Genomic DNA, 19531 nt, shown 5'->3' on the forward strand with positions numbered 1-19531 from the left:
TTCTTCACGGATTACCGGGAAAGACGCTCTTGATCTTCATGAAAAAGAATTCGCTATCCCGGTAACCGTACGCCATCCGCTTGATGACCTTTATTCGATTGTTTATTCCTTCCAGTTGGCCCGTATGCATCGGCCAGCGAACCCGGCTCACGATGCCCCGCCAGTAAATCTTTAGCCGTTTAGCGAACTGGATCAAAGCAGGTATTTCGCTTTCATGTGCGTGGCGCAGCCATTGTTTCCAGGCTGATCTCCAGTCCCAGGCGGTGCTCGGCGTCCAGAGCGTTTTGAGTTCAGCCTTCATCAAATAGACCGTCATCAGCGATTGGTTGGCCGCCAACAGTTCCTGTAAATGGACCTGTTGCTCCGGCGTTTTCAGGTTCTGCGGATTGCGCAGCAACAGCCATCGCGATTGCTTGATGATCTTGCGAGCCGGCCTGTCATGACGCAGCCGATTGGCTTCATCGACGCGAACCCGATCGATCACTTCTCGGCCATACTTGGCCACGACATGGAAGAGGTCATAGACCACTCGCGCTTTTGGACAGTGCTGGCGAACCTCCAGGTCAAAAGCGGTGTTCATGTCCATCGCGACCGCTTCGATTCGGGCGCAACCCTCGGCCCCCAGCTCTTCGAAGAATGGCCTGACCGCCGCACGGCTGCGGCCTTCACCAATCCACAGCACGCGTCGGGTATCGGCGTCCAGCACCACGCTGGCGTAACGATGTCCTTTGAACAACGCAAACTCATCCATCACCAAACGTCGCGGTTGCGCCTTAGGCAGAGCGTTCAACATCGTTTGCAAGGCTCGACGCTCCAGCAACCTAACAGTGTCCCAATGTAGGCCGAACATCTGAGCCACGTGCAGGGTTGGAAGGCGTTCGCAGGCCTGAATGACCGCCTCGGCCAAGCGGCGCGTCATGCGAGCATAGCGATCCAGCCAACTGACGGCCTCCATGCGTTTGCCACAGTCACGACAGCCAACCCGCCTGAGCAAAACGTTGAGGCGCACGGCCCGGCCAAGGATGGGTAAATCACGAACGACGCGCTCGCAATACTCATGCGTAGTTGAACAGGGTTTTAGGCAGCCGCCGCAGGAAGGGAATCGGGTGGCATGGGGGATCAGATCGATTTGTAGTGCGTCGCCATCAGGCTTGATCGTGACGACAGAAAAGCCCTCCCAAAAAGGAAGGAAAGTATTAATATCGCGCATAAGAACGCCGGTTTGTTAGATGTGTTTGCTCGCACGAACATCATCAACCAAATCGGCGTTCTTGTTTCTGTGTTTCCCGGGATTCCGTGAAGAACCAAAAAAAAGGGCCTGGAGAGTGATCTCCAAGCCCTCAAAAGGTGAGAGGTGTCTAGTCCCTCGACCTGGTGAGCGGTGCTACAAGTGATGCGTCGGTTCAGGCTTTCAGCGGAACCAGACGCGGAGCAATCATGTTTTCCGGGCGCAGGATGTCGGCGAGCATGGCGTCGTCGAGCAAGCCTTCTTCGCGCACCAGTTCCAGCACGCCGCGGCCGCTTTCGAGCGCGATGCGGGCGATGCGGGTGGCGTTTTCGTAGCCGATGTACGGGTTCAGCGCGGTAACCAGGCCGATCGAGTGTTCGACCAGTTCACGGCAACGTTCTTCGTTGGCGGTGATACCGGTGATGCAGTGCTCGCGCAGCATGTCCATGGCGCGTTGCAGCAGACGGATCGAGTCGAAGATCTTGAAAGCGATCAGCGGCTCCATCACGTTCAGTTGCAGTTGGCCGCCTTCGGCCGCGATGGTCAGGGCCAGGTCGTTGCCGATGATCTGGAACGCCACCTGGTTTACGGCTTCCGGGATAACCGGGTTGACCTTGCCAGGCATGATCGAGCTGCCTGGCTGACGTGCCGGCAGATTGATTTCGTTGATGCCGGTGCGTGGGCCGCTGGACAGCAGACGCAGGTCGTTGCAGATCTTCGACAGCTTGACCGCGGTGCGCTTGAGCATGCCGGAGAACAGCACGAAGGCGCCCATGTCGGACGTGGCTTCGATCAAGTCGGCTGCCGGTACCAGCGGGTGACCGCTGATGGTCGCCAGGCGCTGAACGGCCAGGTGCTGGTAACGCGGGTCGGCGTTGATGCCGGTACCGATCGCGGTGCCGCCCAGGTTCACTTCAGTCAGCAGCTCAGGAGCCAGAGTCTTCAGGCGCGCCAGGTCTTCGCCCAGGGTAGTGGCGAAAGCACGGAATTCCTGGCCGAGGGTCATCGGCACGGCGTCTTGCAGTTGGGTACGGCCCATCTTCAGGACGTGGCTGAATTCTTCACCTTTGGCAGCGAACGACTGGATCAGGCTGTCGAGGCTGGCCAGCAGCGCGTCGTGACCCAGCAGCAGACCCAGGCGGATCGCCGTCGGGTAAGCGTCGTTGGTCGACTGCGCCATGTTCACGTCGTTGTTCGGGTGCAGGTACTGGTATTCGCCTTTCTGGTGACCCATCGCTTCAAGAGCAATGTTGGCGATCACTTCGTTGGCGTTCATGTTGGTGGATGTACCAGCGCCACCTTGAATCATGTCCACCACGAACTCTTCGTGGAAGTCGCCGCGGATCAGTCGTGCACAGGCTTCGCTGATGGCAGCGTGCTTGGCTTCGCTCAGGTGACCCAGCTCGCGGTTGGCGTCAGCGGCGGCTTGTTTAACCATCGCCAGGCCGACTACCAGTTTCGGGTAATGCGAAATCGGAACGCCGGAGAGACGGAAGTTGTTCACCGCTCGCAGGGTCTGGATGCCGTAATACGCTTGAGCCGGTACTTCGAGTACGCCAAGCAGGTCTTTTTCTGTGCGGAATGATGCAGCGGAGGACATGATAGAAATCATCTCGATATGGACCCGGTCTGTGCCGGAACACTGCAAATGCTAGGCTCGTGGAGGATTTTGAGCCAATGCTGTTAAACACTGGCCTATGCATATTCGGCATAATGCCCGTGTGACGCCGAGTTGACGGCGAGCGTGTGACCTAAATTGGTGCGTGTCCGGGAGGACGTGATGAATCTGGAAAGCAAATGGCTGGAGGACTTTAGTGCCCTGGCCGCCACCCGCAGCTTCTCCCAGGCAGCGGAAAGACGCTTCGTAACGCAGCCGGCGTTCAGCCGGCGAATCCGCAGCCTCGAAGCGGCGTTGGGACTGACGCTGGTCAATCGCTCGCGCACGCCAGTCGAACTGACGGCGGCGGGGCAATTGTTTCTGGTGACCGCGCGCACCGTGGTCGAACAGCTCGGTGAAGTGCTGCGCCATCTGCATCATCTGGAGGGCGGGCAGGGCGAAGTGATGCAGGTCGCGGCTGCTCACTCGCTGGCGCTGGGTTTTTTCCCACGCTGGATCGCGCAGTTGCGCAACGAAGGCTTGAACATTGCCACGCGGCTGGTGGCGACCAACGTCGGCGACGCGGTGCATGCGCTTCGTGAAGGCGGCTGCGATTTGATGCTCGCGTTCTATGACCCGGATGCGGCGATGCAGATGGACCCGGAAATTTTCCCTTCGCTGCACTTGGGGCACACCGAAATGTTGCCGGTGTGTGCGGCGGACGCCGACGGCAAGCCGTTGTTCGATCTAGAGGGCGAGGCCAGCGTGCCGCTGCTGGCCTACAGCGCCGGCGCGTTTCTCGGGCGCTCGGTGAACGGCTTGCTGCGCCAGCGGGCGTTGCGGTTTACCACGGTGTACGAAACGGCCATGGCCGACAGCCTGAAAAGCATGGCGCTGGAAGGGTTGGGAATTGCCTGGGTGCCTCAGCTGAGCGTTCGTGCCGAACTGGCTCGCGGCGAGTTGGTAGTGTGCGGCGGGCCGCAATGGCATGTGCCGCTGGAGATTCGTTTGTATCGCTGTGCCTTGGTGCGCAAAGCGAATGTGCGCCTGTTGTGGCGCAAGCTCGAAGGCGGCGCCGCCCAGGGCACAACCGGTTCTTGAATTTGCGAAAAACCTGTAGGAGCCGAGCTTGCTCGCGATAGCGGTCGGCCATTCAACATTGATGTCGACTGAATTGACGCCATCGCGAGCAAGCTCGGCTCCTACAGGGGATTTTGTTGTTTCGACCAATCAGGATTGACCTCAAGTCCTGCGGCGTTTTGTGCTGAGCTCAGGCTGACCTTCAGGTCAATAAAACCGGGCCTTTGGCTCATTTGACAGATGGTCGTTTCGGGGGCTGTTTATCTGCTTCATTGAGGTATACTGCGCGGCCTTCGGCCGGTTACGACCGGCCATAATTCGTACAATCAAGCCACGCACTCTGCGTGGCTTGTTGTTTTTTGATGCGCCTGCGGGCGCCCAGAGAGAAGAGGCACGACGATGAGTGCATTGGTTGGCGTGATCATGGGCTCCAAGTCCGATTGGTCCACCCTTAGCCACACCGCCGATATGCTGGAAAAGCTCGGCATCCCTTACGAGGTGAAAGTGGTTTCTGCCCACCGCACCCCGGACCTGCTGTTCCAGTATGCTGAAGAAGCGGAAGCGCGTGGCATCGAGGTGATCATCGCCGGTGCCGGCGGCGCAGCCCACTTGCCCGGCATGTGTGCGGCCAAGACTCACCTGCCGGTGCTGGGCGTGCCGGTGCAATCGGCAATGCTCTCGGGCGTCGATTCGCTGCTCTCCATCGTTCAGATGCCGGCGGGCATCCCGGTTGCCACCCTGGCCATCGGCAAGGCCGGCGCGATCAACGCCGCGCTGCTGTCGGCGAGTATCCTGGGCGCCAAGCACCCACAGTTCCACGAAGTGCTGAAAACCTTCCGTGCTGAGCAGACAGACAGCGTCCTGGAAAATCCAGACCCACGCATCGCCTGAGGTTGTTGACGATGAAGATCGGTGTAATCGGTGGCGGCCAGTTGGGTCGCATGTTGGCGCTGGCGGGCACTCCGCTGGGCATGAACTTCGCTTTCCTCGACCCGGCGCCTGACGCGTGCGCGGCTGCATTGGGCGAACACCTGCGCGCCGATTACGGCGATCAGGACCACTTGCGTCAGTTGGCCGATGAAGTCGATCTGGTGACCTTCGAGTTCGAAAGCGTACCCGCCGAAACCGTGGCGTTCCTGTCGCAATTCGTGCCGGTCTATCCGAGCGCCGAAGCGCTGCGCATCGCCCGCGATCGCTGGTTCGAAAAGAGCATGTTCAAGGACCTGGGGATTCCAACCCCGGCGTTCGCCGATATCCAGTCCCAGGCCGACCTGGACACCGCCGTGGCTTCGATCGGTCTGCCGGCCGTGCTGAAAACCCGTACTTTGGGTTACGACGGCAAGGGTCAGAAAGTCCTGCGTACGCCTGAAGACGTGGTCGGCACGTTCGCCGAACTGGGCAGCGTGGCGTGCCTGCTGGAAGGCTTCGTGCCGTTCACTGGCGAAGTCTCGCTGATCGCCGTGCGCGCTCGCGATGGCGAAACCAAGTTCTACCCGCTGGTACACAACACCCACGACAGCGGCATCCTCAAGCTGTCCGTGGCCAGCACCGATCACCCGTTGCAAGCCTTGGCCGAAGACTATTCCAGCCGCGTGCTCAAGCAGCTGGATTACGTTGGCGTGATGGCGTTCGAGTTCTTTGAAGTCGACGGTGGCCTCAAGGCCAACGAAATCGCCCCGCGTGTGCACAACTCCGGGCACTGGACCACCGAAGGCGCCGAGTGCAGCCAGTTCGAAAACCACCTGCGGGCGGTTGCCGGTCTCCCGCTGGGTTCGACGGCCAAGGTCGGCGAGAGCGCGATGCTCAACTTCATCGGTAAAGTGCCGGACACCGACAGGGTTATTGCGATCGCCGACTGCCACCTGCACCACTACGGCAAGGCGTTCAAGGTCGGCCGCAAGGTCGGTCACGCCAACCTGCGTTGTGCAGATCGCGAAACGCTGGCTGCGCAGATCCTCAAGGTCGAAGCGCTGATCGCCGAGTAAACAGTTTCATGTGGCAGCGGCGGAACCATTGCGGTGCCGCCGTTCTCTCATGGCAGGATGCGAAAGTCTGACTAGGCTTTCGCATAGCCAAATCATTCAGAGGGAAATGCCATGGGAATCATCGGAACCATCTTTATCGGCTTGATCGTCGGCCTGCTCGCACGGTTCCTGAAACCGGGCGATGACAGCATGGGCTGGATCATGACCATCCTGCTCGGTATCGGCGGTTCGCTGGCGGCCACTTACGGCGGCCAGGCCTTGGGCATCTACCAGGCCGGTCAAGGCGCCGGGTTCATCGGTGCTCTGGTTGGTGCCGTGGTGTTGCTGGTGATCTACGGCCTGATCAAAAAGAACTGATTCAAGCGACAAAGTCCTCTCGGCTGCGCAGTCCGGGAGGGCTAGAATGCTCGGCGTTTTCCTTTCCTTGCCGAGCATTTTCATGCGCCGTCTTTTGCTGACTCTTTTATTTCTCGGTTCGGGCCTTGCCCATGCTGGCGAGCTGCCGGAAACCGATTGGCTCGAACTGATGCCCAAGTCCGACCAGAAAGCCCTCGAGGCCATGCCCGAAATCGACCACGACTCCCCCGAAGCCACTGGCACCTTTACCGAAAAGGGTGGCATGAAGCAGAGCAAGGGCTTGCCGGCGGTGATGTATTCGACCAAGACCGTGGCGTCGATGAACGACAAGAACATCCGTATCGGTGGCTATCCGGTGCCGCTGGAGTCCGACGCCAAGGGCAACAGCACGTTGTTTTTCCTCGTGCCATATCCGGGCGCGTGCATCCACGTGCCGCCACCGCCGCCCAATCAACTGGTGCTGGTGCGCTATCCGAAGGGTTTGAAACTCAATGATATCTACACGCCGCTGTGGGTCACCGGCACGTTGAAGGTCGAGAAGGTCAGCAATGATTTGGCGGATGCGGCGTATGCGCTGGATGCGGCGAAAGTCAGAGTGGTGAAAGAGTCGGATCTCTAACAGCCACTCGAAATAACTGTGGGAGCCAGCCTGCTGGCGATAGCGGTGGGTCAGATACTTTCAAGTTGACTGACACGACGCCATCGCCAGCAGGCTGGCTCCCACATTTGGTATTGCCGTATGGCTTAGAGCGGTTTTGCGCCGACGCTCACGCCGAGTGTATGACTGGCACCCGGTGCCAGGCTCACCACATCACCCATCACATTCGCCGTTTCGATGCACAGCATGCGCTGCCAGCCATCGTCGGCCATGTCGCTGAATGCAGCGGCGCGGTCGATCCATGGGTTCCAGATCACCGCCGTGCGCGAACCGGTACTGGTCAGCTCGATGCGCCGTTCCCAGGCCGGATCGACGATGCTCAGCAGTGGCGGGGCATCAAGATAGATGCGGTCGGTTTCGCCGGTAAAGCCCAGATCACCGGATTGTTTCTTGGTTTTCCAGTCTTCCAGCGTCTCGATGTAGCTCAAGCCGTCCACGCCTTCGACATGCACGTTGCGCACGTCGCTGACGGCGAAATAGCTGTGCAGGGCCTGGCTGATGGTCACCGTTTCGGTGCCCACGTTATGGCTGATCAGGCTGATATGCAGTTGCTCATCCAGACGAATGCTCAGCTTCAAGTCCACCTGATGCGGCCAGCCCGGCAGGCCACCTTCGGGGTAGGGCAGGAGGAATTCGACCTTCAGGCTTTCGCCCTCGGCTTCGATGCCGCCCAGTTCCCAGTCCATTGCCCGCACCAGACCGTGGGCAGGTGCGGGCTCGTGGCTGACGCGCATCGCTTTAACGCTCTGCGGGTTGCGCTCGAAGTTGCCGAACCACGGCCAGCACACCGGCACGCCGGCACGAATGCTCTTGCCGGTCTTGAACACCGCCTCATCGTTGAGCCAGATCAGCGGCGGTTGGCCGGCTAATTGATAACTGAGGATGTGCGCGCCTTGCTGGGCCACCAGCAATTCGGCCTGACCGTGGCGGATGCGCCAGCAGTTCAGTTCATCCAGTTTCACGGCTTCAACGTTGGGCGTGTTCATGGGACAGCTCTCGATCAGTAACAGGACTGCAATGGACCGTGAATCGGTCGTCGGGTTTAACGCTTCCCGGTTTTAACGAGCTCTGGGCGGAACCGAGCGGGTGCGGCCGCTGCCATCAATGGCCACGAACACGAATACTGCTTCGGTCACTTTGCGCCATTCGCTGGACAGCGGATCGTCGCTCCAGACTTCAACCATCATCTGGATCGAGCTGCGTCCGATTTCCAGTGCCTGGGTATAGAAGGAGAGCTGAGCGCCCACCGCCACCGGCACCAGGAACGCCATGCGGTCGATCGCAACGGTGGCTACGCGCCCACCGGCAACCTTGCTGGCCATCGCCGTGCCGGCCAAATCCATTTGCGCCACCAGCCAGCCGCCGAAAATATCGCCAAAGCCGTTGGTTTCGCGCGGAAGCGCGGTGATTTGCAGGGCCAGGTCGCCTTGCGGGATCGGATCTTCTTGTTCGAGCTCTATCATGCCGGGGGTGCCTCTGACCCGTGACTCTTCGTTGGTGCTGCTGGTGGTAGCCGTCTTCGGGAAAAACGATTCAGCACCGAACATACTACGTTCGTCACGTTTTCCATAAGGCGCCTAAAGGGAAACTCTGCGAAATCGCCTATGAACCTGACAGGCGTTTTCGCACAGCAACCCTTGCAAGCCGTCGCACAGTTGCGAGTATATCGGTCGGTAGACTCCGAGACGACCGTCCGGTTCTCATTTTGACCGTCAATTACGTGCCTCTATGTGCTTTTTCGAACAATTTGCTATCGTGCCGATCCTGCCCGAGCCCTTGCCTGCGTTGTCGGGGCGGCAGACCTGACTATTAGAGAAGCCTTTGCCATGACCACAGCGCCCTCGAGTATCGCGCAGCCTGCCCAATCCGCACGTCCGCTGACCCGCAACGACTACAAGACGCTATCGCTGTCGGCCCTGGGCGGCGCGCTGGAGTTCTACGACTTCATCATCTTCGTGTTCTTTGCCACGGTGGTGGGCAAGCTGTTCTTCCCGGCGGACATGCCCGAGTGGCTGCGCTTGATGCAGACCTTCGGCATTTTCGCCGCCGGCTACCTGGCACGGCCGCTGGGCGGCATCGTGATGGCGCACTTCGGCGACCTGCTGGGGCGCAAGAAGATGTTCACCCTGAGCATCTTCATGATGGCGGTGCCGACCCTGATCATGGGCCTGCTGCCGACCTACGCGCAGATCGGCATGTGGGCGCCGATCCTGTTGCTGCTGATGCGCGTCATCCAGGGCGCGGCGATTGGCGGTGAAGTGCCGGGGGCGTGGGTCTTCGTTTCCGAACACGTGCCGCAACGCCATATCGGCTACGCCTGCGGCACCCTGACCAGCGGCCTGACGGCGGGCATCCTCCTGGGTTCTCTGGTCGCCACGGCGATCAACAGCATTTATACCCCGGTTGAAGTGGCGGACTACGCGTGGCGGATCCCGTTCCTGCTGGGCGGCGTGTTCGGCCTGTTCTCGGTGTACCTGCGCCGCTGGCTGCACGAAACCCCGGTGTTCGCCGAGCTGCAACAGCGCAAGGCCCTGGCTGAAGAAGTGCCGCTGCGCGCGGTGCTGCGTGATCATCGTGGTGCGATTGCCATTTCGATGCTGCTGACCTGGCTGCTGTCCGCCGCCATCGTGGTGCTTATCCTGATGACCCCGACCGTGTTGCAAACGGTCTATCACTTCTCGGCAACCACGTCGCTGCAAGCGAACAGCGTGGCGATCGTGTTCCTGAGTTTCGGTTGCATCATCGCCGGCGCACTGGCCGATCGTTTCGGTGCGGGACGCGTCTTCGTGGTCGGCTGCACGGCGCTGCTGGCCAGTTCGTGGACCTTCTACCACAGCCTGGCCGATCATCCCGACTGGCTGTTCCCGCTGTACGCCGTGACGGGTTTGCTGGTCGGCACCATCGGCGCGGTGCCGTACGTGATGGTCAAGGCATTCCCGCCAGTGGTGCGCTTCAGCGGTCTGTCGTTCTCCTACAACGTGGCCTACGCGATTTTCGGTGGTTTGACGCCGATGATCGTCAGCCTGCTGCTCAAGGAGAGCCCGATGGGGCCTGCCTATTATGTGGCGGTGCTGTGTGGTGTCGGGATTCTGGTGGGTGCGTATCTCTGGAAGAAGGGTCGCTGAATCAGTCTTTATTTCGACTGCACTGACGCCTTCGCGAGCGAGCCCGCTCCCACAGTCGACCGCATTTCTCCTGAAAGAAAGCGGTCAACTGTGGGAGCGGGCTTGCTCGCGAAGGCAGGCGACGCGAAACATCTTGTAGAACGCGAATACTGGCCTTTCATCCAATTGTCATATTTCAGCCATAGAGTGTTCACACGGCCTGCTGATACTTGGCCCCGACTTAACACACCCTATCTGCTAGGAGTAAGGCATGAAACTGAAGCGTTTGATGGCGGCAATGACTTTTGTCGCTGCTGGCGTTGCGACTGCCAACGCGGTTGCCGCTGTTGACCCTGCTATCCCGAGCTACACCAAGACCACTGGTGTGTCGGGCAACCTGTCCAGCGTTGGTTCCGATACCCTGGCCAACCTCATGACCCTCTGGGCTGAGAACTACAAAAAAGAATACCCGAACGTAAACATCCAGATTCAGGCCGCTGGCTCCGCCACTGCGCCACCTGCGCTGACTGAAGGCACCTCCAACCTGGGCCCGATGAGCCGCAAGATGAAGGACACCGAACTGGCTGCCTTCGAACAGAAGTACGGCTACAAGCCAACCGCTATCCCGGTTGCCGTGGACGCCCTGGCTGTTTTCGTCCACAAGGACAACCCGATCCAGCACCTGACCATGGAACAAGTCGACGCGATCTTCTCGTCCACTCGTCTGTGCGGCGCTAAAACCGACGTGAAAACCTGGGGTGACCTGGGCGTGACCGGCGACCTGGCCAACAAGCCGGTTCAACTGTTCGGTCGTAACTCGGTATCCGGCACCTACGGCTACTTCAAGGAAGAAGCCCTGTGCAAAGGCGACTACAAGCCAAACGTCAACGAACAACCAGGTTCGGCTTCGGTCGTGCAATCGATCAGCTCCTCGCTGAACGGCATCGGTTACTCGGGCATCGGCTACAAAACCGCTAGCGTGAAGACTGTGGCCCTGGCCAAGAAAGGCAGCCAGGACTTCATCGAAGACACCGAAGAAAACGCCCTGAACGGCAAGTACCCGCTGTCGCGTTTCCTCTACGTTTACGTCAACAAAGCCCCGAACAAGCCTCTGGCTCCGCTGGAAGCTGAGTTCGTGAAACTGGTTCTGTCGAAACAGGGCCAGGAAGTTGTAGTGAAAGACGGTTACATCCCACTGCCAGCCAAGGTTGCTGCAAAAGCACTGGCTGACCTGGGTCTGCAAGAAGGCGGCGCTGAAGTCGCAAAAAAGTAAAACCCTGATCCGGGGCTAGCCCCGGATTTGTAGGAGCTGTCGAGTGAAACGAGGCTGCGATCTTTTGATCTGGCTTCGAACGGCAAGATCAAAAGATCGCAGCCTCGGTTCCCTCGACAGCTCCTGCAACCCCCAAATTTTGCGCTCCGCTGCCGGTTCCACCGGGCGGCGGATTTGTTGCGTCACCGCACTGTCATCTTTCTGTCATACAGGATCGCTAGGGTGTGCGAATGAATGATCTGGCCAATTCCAACATGACTACTAATCCCCCCAAGCGAATTGACTTCAATACGCCTGAGTTGCAACGCAAGCGCCGCATCCGCGCGCTCAAGGATCGCTTCACTCGCTGGTACGTCCTCATCGGCGGCCTGGCGGTGCTGGCAGCCATCACACTGATCTTCTTCTTCCTCGCGTATGTCGTTGCGCCCCTGTTCCAGGGTGCCAGCCTGACGGCGAAAGATGCGATCACCCCAGCCTGGATGCAGGACGCCGGCAAGCCACTGATGATCTCGCTCGAAGAGCAGAACCAGGTGGCGATGCGGGTTTCCGACAAGGGCCAGGCATTGTTCTTCGATATCGACAGTGGCGCCGAACTCAAGCGCGTCGATCTGCCTGTTCCGGCCGGCGCTACCGTGACCTCCATCGGGGAAGACCAGCCAGGTCATCCGCTGGTGGCCGTGGGCTTGTCCAACGGTCAGGCACTGGTGTTCCGTCACACCTACAAAGTCAGCTACCCGGACGGCAAGAAAACCATCTCGCCAGCCATCGAATATCCGTATGGCGAAACTCCGATTGCACTGAACGAATCCGGCGGCGCGCTGGAGCACGTCAGTCTCAACGCCACCGATTCGACTCTGATGCTGGTCGGTTCCACCGGTTCGCAACTCAATGTTCTGTCGCTGACCAGCGAAGAAAACATGATGACCGGCGAAATCACCAACGAGCAGAAACGCATCGACCTGCCGCAAATGACCGAGCCGGTGAAGAACATCTTCGTCGATCCGCGTCAGCAGTGGCTGTACGTGATCAACGGTCGTGCCCAGGCCGACGTGTTCAGCTTGCGCGACAAGAGCCTCAACGGTCGCTACAAATTGCTGGAAAACGGCGAAGCTGAAATCACTGCCAGCACCCAACTGGTTGGTGGCATCTCGCTGATCCTTGGCGACTCCAAAGGTGGTTTGGCCCAGTGGTTCATGGCGCGCGACCCGGATGGCGAACAGCGCCTGAAGCAGATCCGTACCTTCCAGATGGGCACCACGCCGATCGTTGAAATCACCGCCGAAGAACGTCGCAAGGGCTTCATTGCACTGGACGCCTCCGGCAAGCTCGGCGTATTCCACAGCACCGCGCACCGCACTTTGCTGGTTGATCCGGTGGTCGAAGGCCAAGGCATTTTCGGTCTGTCGCCACGGGCCAACCGTGTGATCGTGGAAGCCGGCGGCAAGCTGCAACCGTTGCTGCTCGACAACCCGCACCCGGAAGTGTCGTGGAGCGCGTTGTGGAGCAAGGTCTGGTACGAGAACTACGACGAGCCTAAATACGTCTGGCAATCGACCGCCGCCAACACCGATTTCGAACCCAAGCTGAGCCTGTCGCCGCTGACCTTCGGTACCCTGAAAGCCGCGTTCTACGCCATGCTGCTGGCCGCACCTCTGGCCGTTGCTGCTGCGATCTACACCGCGTACTTCATGGCTCCGGGCATGCGCCGCAAGGTCAAGCCAGTGATCGAGCTGATGGAAGCGATGCCGACGGTGATCCTCGGTTTCTTCGCCGGTCTGTTTCTCGCACCGTATGTGGAAGGGCATTTGCCGGGCATCTTCAGCCTGTTGATGTTGCTGCCGATCGGCATTCTGGTGGCGGGTTTCGCCTTCAGTCGCCTGCCTGAATCGATCCGCCTGAGAGTGCCGGATGGTTGGGAAAGTGCGCTGCTGATTCCAGTGATCCTGTTCGTAGGCTGGCTCTCGCTGTACATGAGCCCGTTCATGGAGAACTGGTTCTTCGGCGGAGACATGCGCATGTGGATCTCCCACGACCTGGGCATCACCTACGACCAGCGCAACGCACTGGTGGTCGGTCTGGCCATGGGCTTCGCGGTGATCCCGAACATCTACTCGATCGCCGAAGACGCCGTGTTCAGCGTGCCGCGTGGCCTGACCCTGGGTTCCCTGGCCCTCGGCGCCACGCCGTGGCAGACCATGACTCGCGTGGTGATCCTGACCGCCAGCCCGGGCATCTTCTCGGCGCTGATGATCGGCATGGGCCGTGCGGTCGGTGAAACCATGATCGTGTTGATGGCCACCGGTAACACCCCGGTCATGGAAATGAACCTGTTCGAAGGTCTGCGCACCCTGGCCGCCAACGTCGCGGTGGAAATGCCGGAGTCGGAAGTCGGCGGCAGCCACTACCGCGTGCTGTTCCTCTCGGCGCTGGTGCTGCTGTTGTTCACCTTCGTCATGAACACCCTCGCGGAACTGATTCGTCAGCGTCTGCGCAAGAAATACTCGTCGCTTTAAGAAAGGTAGAAGTCTGTGAAACAGAACTCCCTGAAAGGATGGTTCAAGAGCGGCGCCCCCGGTGTCTGGATCAGCGGTGGCGCGGTGTCCATCGCGGTCATCATGACCATTGGCTTGCTGGCGGTGATTGCCGTGCGTGGCCTGGGTCACTTCTGGCCGGCGGATCTGGTGCACGCCAGCTACGACGTGCCGGGCCAGGCTAATCACCTGGTGGTCGGCGAAATCGTACAGAAGGAAGAAGTGCCGCGTGCGCGTCTGAAGAGCGCCGGCCTGCCGGTGCCTGATGAAGGCCCCGAGTTCATGACCCGCGAGCTGATCAAGGTCGGCAACCGTGACCTGAACGGCAACGACTTCACCTGGATCGTCGGCGAGTGGCTGACCAACCAGAAGACCCCGGTCGAGTTGATGGCGCTGGAACGTCGTGAGTGGGGCAACTTCTACGGTTACCTGGTCAACGTCAAACAGGACGGCAAGGTCATCGCTGAAGGCGAAGCTGCCTGGCCAGAGCTGCAAGCGCGGATCAACCGTGTGAATCAGCTGGCCGCGCAACTCAAGACCCTGGAAAAGGTTGATATCGGTGCGATCAACGCCGGTCTCGAACGTATCCGTCTGCATAGCCGCAAACTGGAACTGGATGGCAAGCTCGACGCCGCTGCGCAAGCGGACATGGAATCCGAGCGCGCCGAACTGAACGCCCGTTATCAGGATATCGAAGCGCGTCTGAGTGACCTGCACGCGCAGTTCAACCGCGATGCGTTGACCGCTCGCGACGCTAACGGCAAAGAGATCGAAATCGGTCTGGGCAAAGTGGTTCACGCCTACCAGCCGAACGCGATGAGCACCTTCACCAAGGTTGGTTTCTACTTCAGCAAGATCTGGGAGTTCCTCTCGGACGACCCGCGTGAAGCGAACACCGAAGGCGGGATTTTCCCGGCGATCTTCGGCACCGTGATGATGACGTTGATCATGGCGATGATCGTGACTCCGTTCGGCGTACTGGCCGCGGTGTACCTGCGTGAGTACGCCAAGCAGAACACCCTGACGCGGATCATCCGTATCGCGGTGAACAACCTCGCTGGCGTTCCGGCGATCGTTTACGGCGTGTTCGGTCTGGGCTTCTTCGTTTACGTACTCGGTGGCTCGGTCGACCGCTTGTTCTTCCCGGAAGCGTTGCCGGCACCGACCTTCGGTACACCAGGTCTGCTCTGGGCATCGCTGACACTGGCGCTGCTGGCGGTGCCGGTGGTGATCGTGGCCACGGAAGAAGGTCTGGCACGTATCCCGCGTACCGTGCGTGAAGGCTCGTTGGCCCTCGGCGCGACCAAGGCTGAAACCTTGTGGAAGATTGTGATCCCGATGGCCAGCCCGGCGATGATGACCGGCATGATCCTCGCGGTGGCCCGTGCCGCCGGTGAAGTGGCGCCGCTGATGCTGGTGGGTGTGGTGAAACTGGCGCCGTCGCTGCCGGTGGACGGCAACTACCCGTACCTGCACCTGGACCAGAAAATCATGCACCTGGGCTTCCACATTTATGACGTCGGCTTCCAGAGCCCGAACGTTGAAGCCGCACGACCGCTGGTGTACGCCACGGCGCTGCTGCTGGTGCTGGTGATCGCGACGTTGAACCTGTCGGCGGTGTACATCCGTAACCACCTGCGCGAGAAGTACAAGGCGCTGGATAGCTGATTTGCAGCACTGATTTCTATGTGGGAGCCAGCCTGCTGGCGATGGCATCTCCGCGGTTTCAGAGTTAGACCGCGTCGCTAGCATCGCCAGCAGGCTGGCTCCCACAAAAACTGAACCGAATTTGTTAGCACAGGGAGCCTCCCATGCAGCACGAAACACATACCCACGGCATCAACATGTCTGCCCTGGGCCGCGACAAACAGAGCCTGAGCCTTGAGCAGGAAACCGTGGCCATTGAAGTGCCCGGCCTGAGCCTGTTCTACGGCGACAAGCAAGCGCTGTACGACGTCAGCATGAACATTCCGAAACAGCGCGTGACCGCCTTCATCGGTCCGTCCGGCTGCGGCAAGTCCACGCTGCTGCGTACGTTCAACCGCATGAACGACCTGGTTGATGGCTGCCGCGTCGAAGGCGAGATCAACCTGTACGGCAACAACATCTACCGCAAGGGCGAAGACGTGGCCGAGCTGCGTCGTCGCGTCGGCATGGTGTTCCAGAAGCCGAACCCGTTCCCGAAAACCATCTACGAGAACGTGGTCTACGGCCTGCGCATCCAGGGCATCAACAAGAAGCGCGTACTCGACGAAGCCGTTGAATGGGCACTGAAAGGCGCGGCACTGTGGGACGAAGTCAAAGACCGTCTGCACGAGTCGGCACTTGGCCTGTCCGGTGGTCAGCAGCAACGTCTGGTGATCGCGCGCACCATCGCCGTGGAGCCGGAAGTGCTGCTGCTCGACGAACCGTGCTCGGCACTCGACCCGATCTCCACGCTGAAAGTCGAAGAGCTGATCTACGAACTGAAATCGAAATTCACCATCGTCATCGTGACCCACAACATGCAACAGGCCGCGCGGGTTTCCGACTACACGGCGTTCATGTACATGGGCAAACTGGTGGAGTTCGGCGACACGGATACCCTGTTCACCAATCCGGCGAAGAAGCAGACCGAAGACTACATCACCGGTCGCTATGGCTAGGAAGCTGTGGTTGTTCACTGAACTGACGCTGCGGCCCACCGCACCTTACCGGACGCTCCAAGGACGCCAACATGATTAGTAAAGAAGGCCTTACCCACCACATTTCCGCGCAGTTCAACGCCGAGCTTGAGGAAGTGCGCAGCCACCTCCTGGCCATGGGCGGACTGGTCGAGAAGCAGGTCAACGACGCGGTGACCGCGCTGATCGAGGCCGACTCCGGCCTGGCCCAGCAGGTGCGCGAGATCGACGACCAGATCAACCAGATGGAACGCAACATCGACGAAGAATGCCTGCGCATTCTGGCCCGTCGTCAGCCGGCAGCGTCCGACTTGCGCCTGATCATCAGCATCTCCAAGTCGGTGATCGACCTGGAGCGCATCGGTGACGAAGCGACCAAGATCGCCCGTCGCGCCATCCAGTTGTGCGAAGAAGGCGAAGCGCCGCGCGGGTACGTCGAGGTTCGTCACATCGGCGATCAGGTGCGCAACATGGTTCGCGATGCGCTGGACGCGTTTGCCCGCTTCGACGCCGACCTGGCGCTGTCGGTGGCGCAGTACGACAAGATCATCGACCGCGAATACAAGACCGCCCTGCGTGAGCTGGCGACCTACATGATGGAAGATCCACGCTCTATCTCGCGGGTCTTGAGCATTATCTGGGTGCTGCGTTCGCTGGAGCGCATCGGCGACCACGCGCGCAATATCTCGGAACTGGTGATTTACCTGGTGCGCGGCACCGACGTACGTCACTTGGGCCTCAAGCGCATGAAAGAAGAAGTTGAAGGAACAAGCGGCGAAACCGCTAATGTTCCGGGCAAAGCTGACGATAAGTAAGATTGCCCAAGTAAAGCGCCCGGCCTTTTGGCCGGGCGTTTTTATTTGCGGTCCACGAATTCGTAAAGCAGCACCCCGCGAACGAAAAGTCCGGCGTGACTGAAGGTTTTTGGCAATGTGCCATCAGCAAAGCGGTATGCTTGCCGGGATTTTTTAAAGGGGTTATGGATGAGTAAGGTCAGTGTTTTGGTCGTGGACGACGCCTCGTTCATTCGTGACCTGGTGAAGAAATGCCTGCGTAACTATTTCCCGGGCATGCGGATCGAAGACGCCGTCAACGGCAAAAAGGCTCAGGCCATGTTGGTCAAGGAAGCGTTCGACCTGGTTCTGTGCGACTGGGAAATGCCGGAAATGTCCGGGCTGGAACTGCTGACCTGGTGCCGCGAGCAAGACAACCTCAAAGGCATGCCGTTCGTGATGGTGACCAGCCGTGGCGACAAAGAGAACGTCGTGCAGGCGATCCAGGCCGGTGTCTCCGGTTACGTCAGCAAGCCGTTCACCAACGAGCAACTGATCACCAAGGTCAAACAAGCGCTGCACAAGGTCGGCAAGCTCGACGCCTTGATCAACGTCGCGGCGACCAAAACCAGCTCGGCATTCGGCAACGATTCCCTGAGCGCTTTGACCGGCGGCAAGCCTGCCGTGGTTGCGGCGGCACCTGCTGCAGCACCGTCCCGCGGACTGCTCAACAGCCCACCGGTCAAGGCACCGGTGGCCGCTGCTGCAGCCGGAGGAGGACGTGGCCAGGGCCAATTGCGCCTGCCGAACGGCATCCAGCAATGCGTGATCAAGGCCCTGAGCCTCAAGGAAGCACTGCTGGTGGTCAAACGCGCGGACACCCTGCCGCAAGTCCTCGACAGTGCGGTGCTCGACCTGGAGCAGGGCGACAACGCCGAAACCGCGCGCCTCAACGGCTACCTGCACGCGATCGTCGCCCACGAACAGAAACCCGACAGCGAATGGCTGCAACTGACCTTCCGCTTCGTCGATCAGGACGCGCAGAAACTCGACTACATCTCCCGCCTGATTGCCCGTGGTACTGCGCAGAAGCACTTTATTCCGGGGGCTTGATTTAGCGTCGTCTGTCAGATTGCCATCGCGGGCAAGCCCGCTCCCACAGGTACAGTGAAAACCTTGTGGGAGCGGGCTTGCCCGCGATGAGGCCGGAACGATCACCGCTCATCCCCGCCCCGTCCATTTTGAAACATCTGTCGACTACGCCGGTCCATTCCGACTGCTAGGCTAAATCCCAGGCCTTACTCGACAGAATACTTCCCCATGTTCGCGCGCCTGCTGTTTTTCTGTGGTCTGTGCATGGCCTGCGCCTCGGCTATGGCCATGACGATCTACAAGTCCACCGATGCCAATGGCGTGGTCTCTTACAGTGACCGCCCCACAAAAGGCGCCAAGGTGTTCGTTTTTCGTGATCGGATGGTCGAAAACCTTGGGCGTCAGGTGTACTACGTGATCATGAAGAAGGACGGCGTCGACAGCGTGTACGTGCGCAACGACCTGTATGCGCCGGTAGAGATCGAATTGAGTTTCGCCGGCGTGAAGAACGTCAACGGCGCACCGGGCCGGCCGATTCGGCGGGTGATACCGCTGCGCACCAGCGTTCGTCTGGCGCAGCTCACGGCGAAACAAGCCTCAAAGCCGCTGGCGTATATCCCCAAGCTCAAATATTCGCTGGGCGACCCCTCAGGCACCGCCGTGGGCTACCGGTATCCGTTGCCCTGGCGTGGCGGCCCATTCCGGATCAGTCAGGGCGCCAATGGTCCTTATAGCCACTTTGGTCCCAAGAGCCGTTACGCCATAGACATTGCCATGCCTGAAGGCACACCGATCATTGCTGCGCGGGGCGGGGTGGTGGTGAAAACCGAAAACAGCCAGGCTGGGCGTGGCACCGATGCATCCGGCAATTTCGTGCGGGTGCTGCACAATGACGGGACGATGGGCGTGTACCTGCACCTGAAGAAAGGCTCGGTCAGGGTTCGAGAGGGGCAAAAGGTGGCGGTGGGCAGCGCCTTGGCGCTGTCGGGCAACACCGGCAACAGCACCGGGCCGCACCTGCATTTCGTGGTGCAGCGCAATACCGGGATGGGGCTGGTGTCGATTCCTTATCGGTTCAATCAACCGGTGGGGGCGTTGCCCAACTTTGCGTTGGGCAAGCAGTGAGCGATTGAACGCCGCAATCCCTGTAGGAGCCGAGCTTGCTCGCGATAGCGATGTGTCAGTTTCCG

At 59.9% G+C, this 19531-nt stretch carries 17 protein-coding genes; 13 read left to right on the top strand and 4 right to left on the bottom strand.

What is annotated here, in order from left to right; translation table 11 throughout:
• Window positions 1-4 precede the first annotated feature (4 nt).
• Both V6Z53_RS02645 and aspA read right to left on the bottom strand, forming a co-directional pair.
• Complete coding sequence (locus V6Z53_RS02645; RefSeq protein WP_338583964.1) at window positions 5-1210, bottom strand: ISL3 family transposase; 1206 nt, start codon at window positions 1208-1210, stop codon at window positions 5-7.
• A gap of 193 nt (window positions 1211-1403) precedes the next feature.
• Window positions 1404-2828: an aspartate ammonia-lyase gene (aspA, locus tag V6Z53_RS02650; protein ID WP_020797941.1), complete on the bottom strand. Its 1425-nt coding sequence runs from the start codon at window positions 2826-2828 to the stop codon at window positions 1404-1406.
• A gap of 180 nt (window positions 2829-3008) precedes the next feature.
• On the opposite strand from aspA, the gene V6Z53_RS02655 reads away from it, so the two are divergent.
• The 5 genes from V6Z53_RS02655 (at window position 3009) to V6Z53_RS02675 (ending at window position 6866) form a co-directional block, all read left to right on the top strand.
• Entirely contained in the window at window positions 3009-3926 is a 918-nt protein-coding gene (locus tag V6Z53_RS02655) for a LysR substrate-binding domain-containing protein (protein WP_338584021.1), read from the top strand.
• Window positions 3927-4304: 378 nt separating this feature from the next.
• Window positions 4305-4796, top strand: a complete 492-nt coding sequence (gene purE / locus V6Z53_RS02660) for a 5-(carboxyamino)imidazole ribonucleotide mutase (protein WP_034149342.1) — start codon at window positions 4305-4307, stop codon at window positions 4794-4796.
• An 11-nt stretch (window positions 4797-4807) separates the two neighbouring features.
• Window positions 4808-5890 (top strand): 5-(carboxyamino)imidazole ribonucleotide synthase, encoded by a 1083-nt coding sequence (locus tag V6Z53_RS02665; protein WP_338584022.1) that lies wholly within the window; start codon window positions 4808-4810, stop codon window positions 5888-5890.
• A gap of 111 nt (window positions 5891-6001) precedes the next feature.
• A complete protein-coding gene (locus V6Z53_RS02670; RefSeq protein ID WP_008030708.1) occupies window positions 6002-6247 on the top strand; it encodes a GlsB/YeaQ/YmgE family stress response membrane protein in 246 nt (81 codons plus the stop codon).
• 82 nt (window positions 6248-6329) lie between these two features.
• The gene (locus V6Z53_RS02675; protein WP_338584023.1) at window positions 6330-6866 is read left to right on the top strand and encodes a DUF3299 domain-containing protein; all 537 of its coding nucleotides are present in this window, start codon (window positions 6330-6332) and stop codon (window positions 6864-6866) included.
• A gap of 125 nt (window positions 6867-6991) precedes the next feature.
• On the opposite strand, the gene V6Z53_RS02680 is transcribed toward V6Z53_RS02675, so the two are convergent.
• Both V6Z53_RS02680 and V6Z53_RS02685 read right to left on the bottom strand, forming a co-directional pair.
• A complete protein-coding gene (locus tag V6Z53_RS02680; RefSeq protein ID WP_338584024.1) occupies window positions 6992-7891 on the bottom strand; it encodes a D-hexose-6-phosphate mutarotase in 900 nt (299 codons plus the stop codon).
• A 72-nt stretch (window positions 7892-7963) separates the two neighbouring features.
• A complete protein-coding gene (locus V6Z53_RS02685; RefSeq protein WP_007896491.1) occupies window positions 7964-8368 on the bottom strand; it encodes an acyl-CoA thioesterase in 405 nt (134 codons plus the stop codon).
• 363 nt (window positions 8369-8731) lie between these two features.
• Between V6Z53_RS02685 and V6Z53_RS02690 the strand changes: the two genes are divergently transcribed.
• From V6Z53_RS02690 to V6Z53_RS02725, 8 genes are all read left to right on the top strand, one after another.
• On the top strand, window positions 8732-10030 hold the full coding sequence (locus tag V6Z53_RS02690) for an MFS transporter (RefSeq protein WP_338584025.1): 1299 nt from the start codon (window positions 8732-8734) through the stop codon (window positions 10028-10030).
• Between the two features lie 250 nt (window positions 10031-10280).
• Window positions 10281-11282, top strand: a complete 1002-nt coding sequence (locus V6Z53_RS02695; protein WP_007971739.1) for a phosphate ABC transporter substrate-binding protein PstS — start codon at window positions 10281-10283, stop codon at window positions 11280-11282.
• Between the two features lie 479 nt (window positions 11283-11761).
• Entirely contained in the window at window positions 11762-13795 is a 2034-nt protein-coding gene (locus tag V6Z53_RS02700) for an ABC transporter permease subunit (protein ID WP_338586439.1), read from the top strand.
• A 15-nt stretch (window positions 13796-13810) separates the two neighbouring features.
• Window positions 13811-15481: a phosphate ABC transporter permease PstA gene (gene pstA / locus V6Z53_RS02705; RefSeq protein ID WP_338584027.1), complete on the top strand. Its 1671-nt coding sequence runs from the start codon at window positions 13811-13813 to the stop codon at window positions 15479-15481.
• Between the two features lie 143 nt (window positions 15482-15624).
• Window positions 15625-16458, top strand: a complete 834-nt coding sequence (pstB, locus tag V6Z53_RS02710; protein WP_338584028.1) for a phosphate ABC transporter ATP-binding protein PstB — start codon at window positions 15625-15627, stop codon at window positions 16456-16458.
• A gap of 71 nt (window positions 16459-16529) precedes the next feature.
• Complete coding sequence (gene phoU, locus V6Z53_RS02715) at window positions 16530-17291, top strand: phosphate signaling complex protein PhoU (protein WP_008150055.1); 762 nt, start codon at window positions 16530-16532, stop codon at window positions 17289-17291.
• A 168-nt stretch (window positions 17292-17459) separates the two neighbouring features.
• A complete protein-coding gene (locus V6Z53_RS02720; protein WP_338584030.1) occupies window positions 17460-18362 on the top strand; it encodes a response regulator in 903 nt (300 codons plus the stop codon).
• A gap of 207 nt (window positions 18363-18569) precedes the next feature.
• Complete coding sequence (locus tag V6Z53_RS02725) at window positions 18570-19466, top strand: peptidoglycan DD-metalloendopeptidase family protein (RefSeq protein WP_338584031.1); 897 nt, start codon at window positions 18570-18572, stop codon at window positions 19464-19466.
• The last annotated feature ends 65 nt before the right edge of the window (window positions 19467-19531 follow it).

Origin of the sequence: Pseudomonas sp. MAG733B, assembly GCF_036884845.1 — a bacterium.
Classification (GTDB): domain Bacteria; phylum Pseudomonadota; class Gammaproteobacteria; order Pseudomonadales; family Pseudomonadaceae; genus Aquipseudomonas.

Excerpts from the sequence above, each read along its gene's own strand:
- V6Z53_RS02690 (WP_338584025.1), top strand. The coding sequence starts at position 8,732 with ATGACCACAGCGCCCTCGAGTATCGCGCAGCCTGCCCAATCCGCACGT.
- V6Z53_RS02645 (WP_338583964.1), bottom strand. The coding sequence starts at position 1,210 with ATGCGCGATATTAATACTTTCCTTCCTTTTTGGGAGGGCTTTTCTGTC.
- V6Z53_RS02655 (WP_338584021.1), top strand. The coding sequence starts at position 3,009 with ATGAATCTGGAAAGCAAATGGCTGGAGGACTTTAGTGCCCTGGCCGCC.
- V6Z53_RS02700 (WP_338586439.1), top strand. The coding sequence starts at position 11,762 with ATGCAGGACGCCGGCAAGCCACTGATGATCTCGCTCGAAGAGCAGAAC.
- V6Z53_RS02685 (WP_007896491.1), bottom strand. The coding sequence starts at position 8,368 with ATGATAGAGCTCGAACAAGAAGATCCGATCCCGCAAGGCGACCTGGCC.
- V6Z53_RS02680 (WP_338584024.1), bottom strand. The coding sequence starts at position 7,891 with ATGAACACGCCCAACGTTGAAGCCGTGAAACTGGATGAACTGAACTGC.
- pstB (WP_338584028.1), top strand. The coding sequence starts at position 15,625 with ATGCAGCACGAAACACATACCCACGGCATCAACATGTCTGCCCTGGGC.
- aspA (WP_020797941.1), bottom strand. The coding sequence starts at position 2,828 with ATGTCCTCCGCTGCATCATTCCGCACAGAAAAAGACCTGCTTGGCGTA.
- V6Z53_RS02670 (WP_008030708.1), top strand. The coding sequence starts at position 6,002 with ATGGGAATCATCGGAACCATCTTTATCGGCTTGATCGTCGGCCTGCTC.
- V6Z53_RS02695 (WP_007971739.1), top strand. The coding sequence starts at position 10,281 with ATGAAACTGAAGCGTTTGATGGCGGCAATGACTTTTGTCGCTGCTGGC.
- phoU (WP_008150055.1), top strand. The coding sequence starts at position 16,530 with ATGATTAGTAAAGAAGGCCTTACCCACCACATTTCCGCGCAGTTCAAC.
- V6Z53_RS02725 (WP_338584031.1), top strand. The coding sequence starts at position 18,570 with ATGTTCGCGCGCCTGCTGTTTTTCTGTGGTCTGTGCATGGCCTGCGCC.
- V6Z53_RS02665 (WP_338584022.1), top strand. The coding sequence starts at position 4,808 with ATGAAGATCGGTGTAATCGGTGGCGGCCAGTTGGGTCGCATGTTGGCG.
- V6Z53_RS02720 (WP_338584030.1), top strand. The coding sequence starts at position 17,460 with ATGAGTAAGGTCAGTGTTTTGGTCGTGGACGACGCCTCGTTCATTCGT.
- purE (WP_034149342.1), top strand. The coding sequence starts at position 4,305 with ATGAGTGCATTGGTTGGCGTGATCATGGGCTCCAAGTCCGATTGGTCC.
- V6Z53_RS02675 (WP_338584023.1), top strand. The coding sequence starts at position 6,330 with ATGCGCCGTCTTTTGCTGACTCTTTTATTTCTCGGTTCGGGCCTTGCC.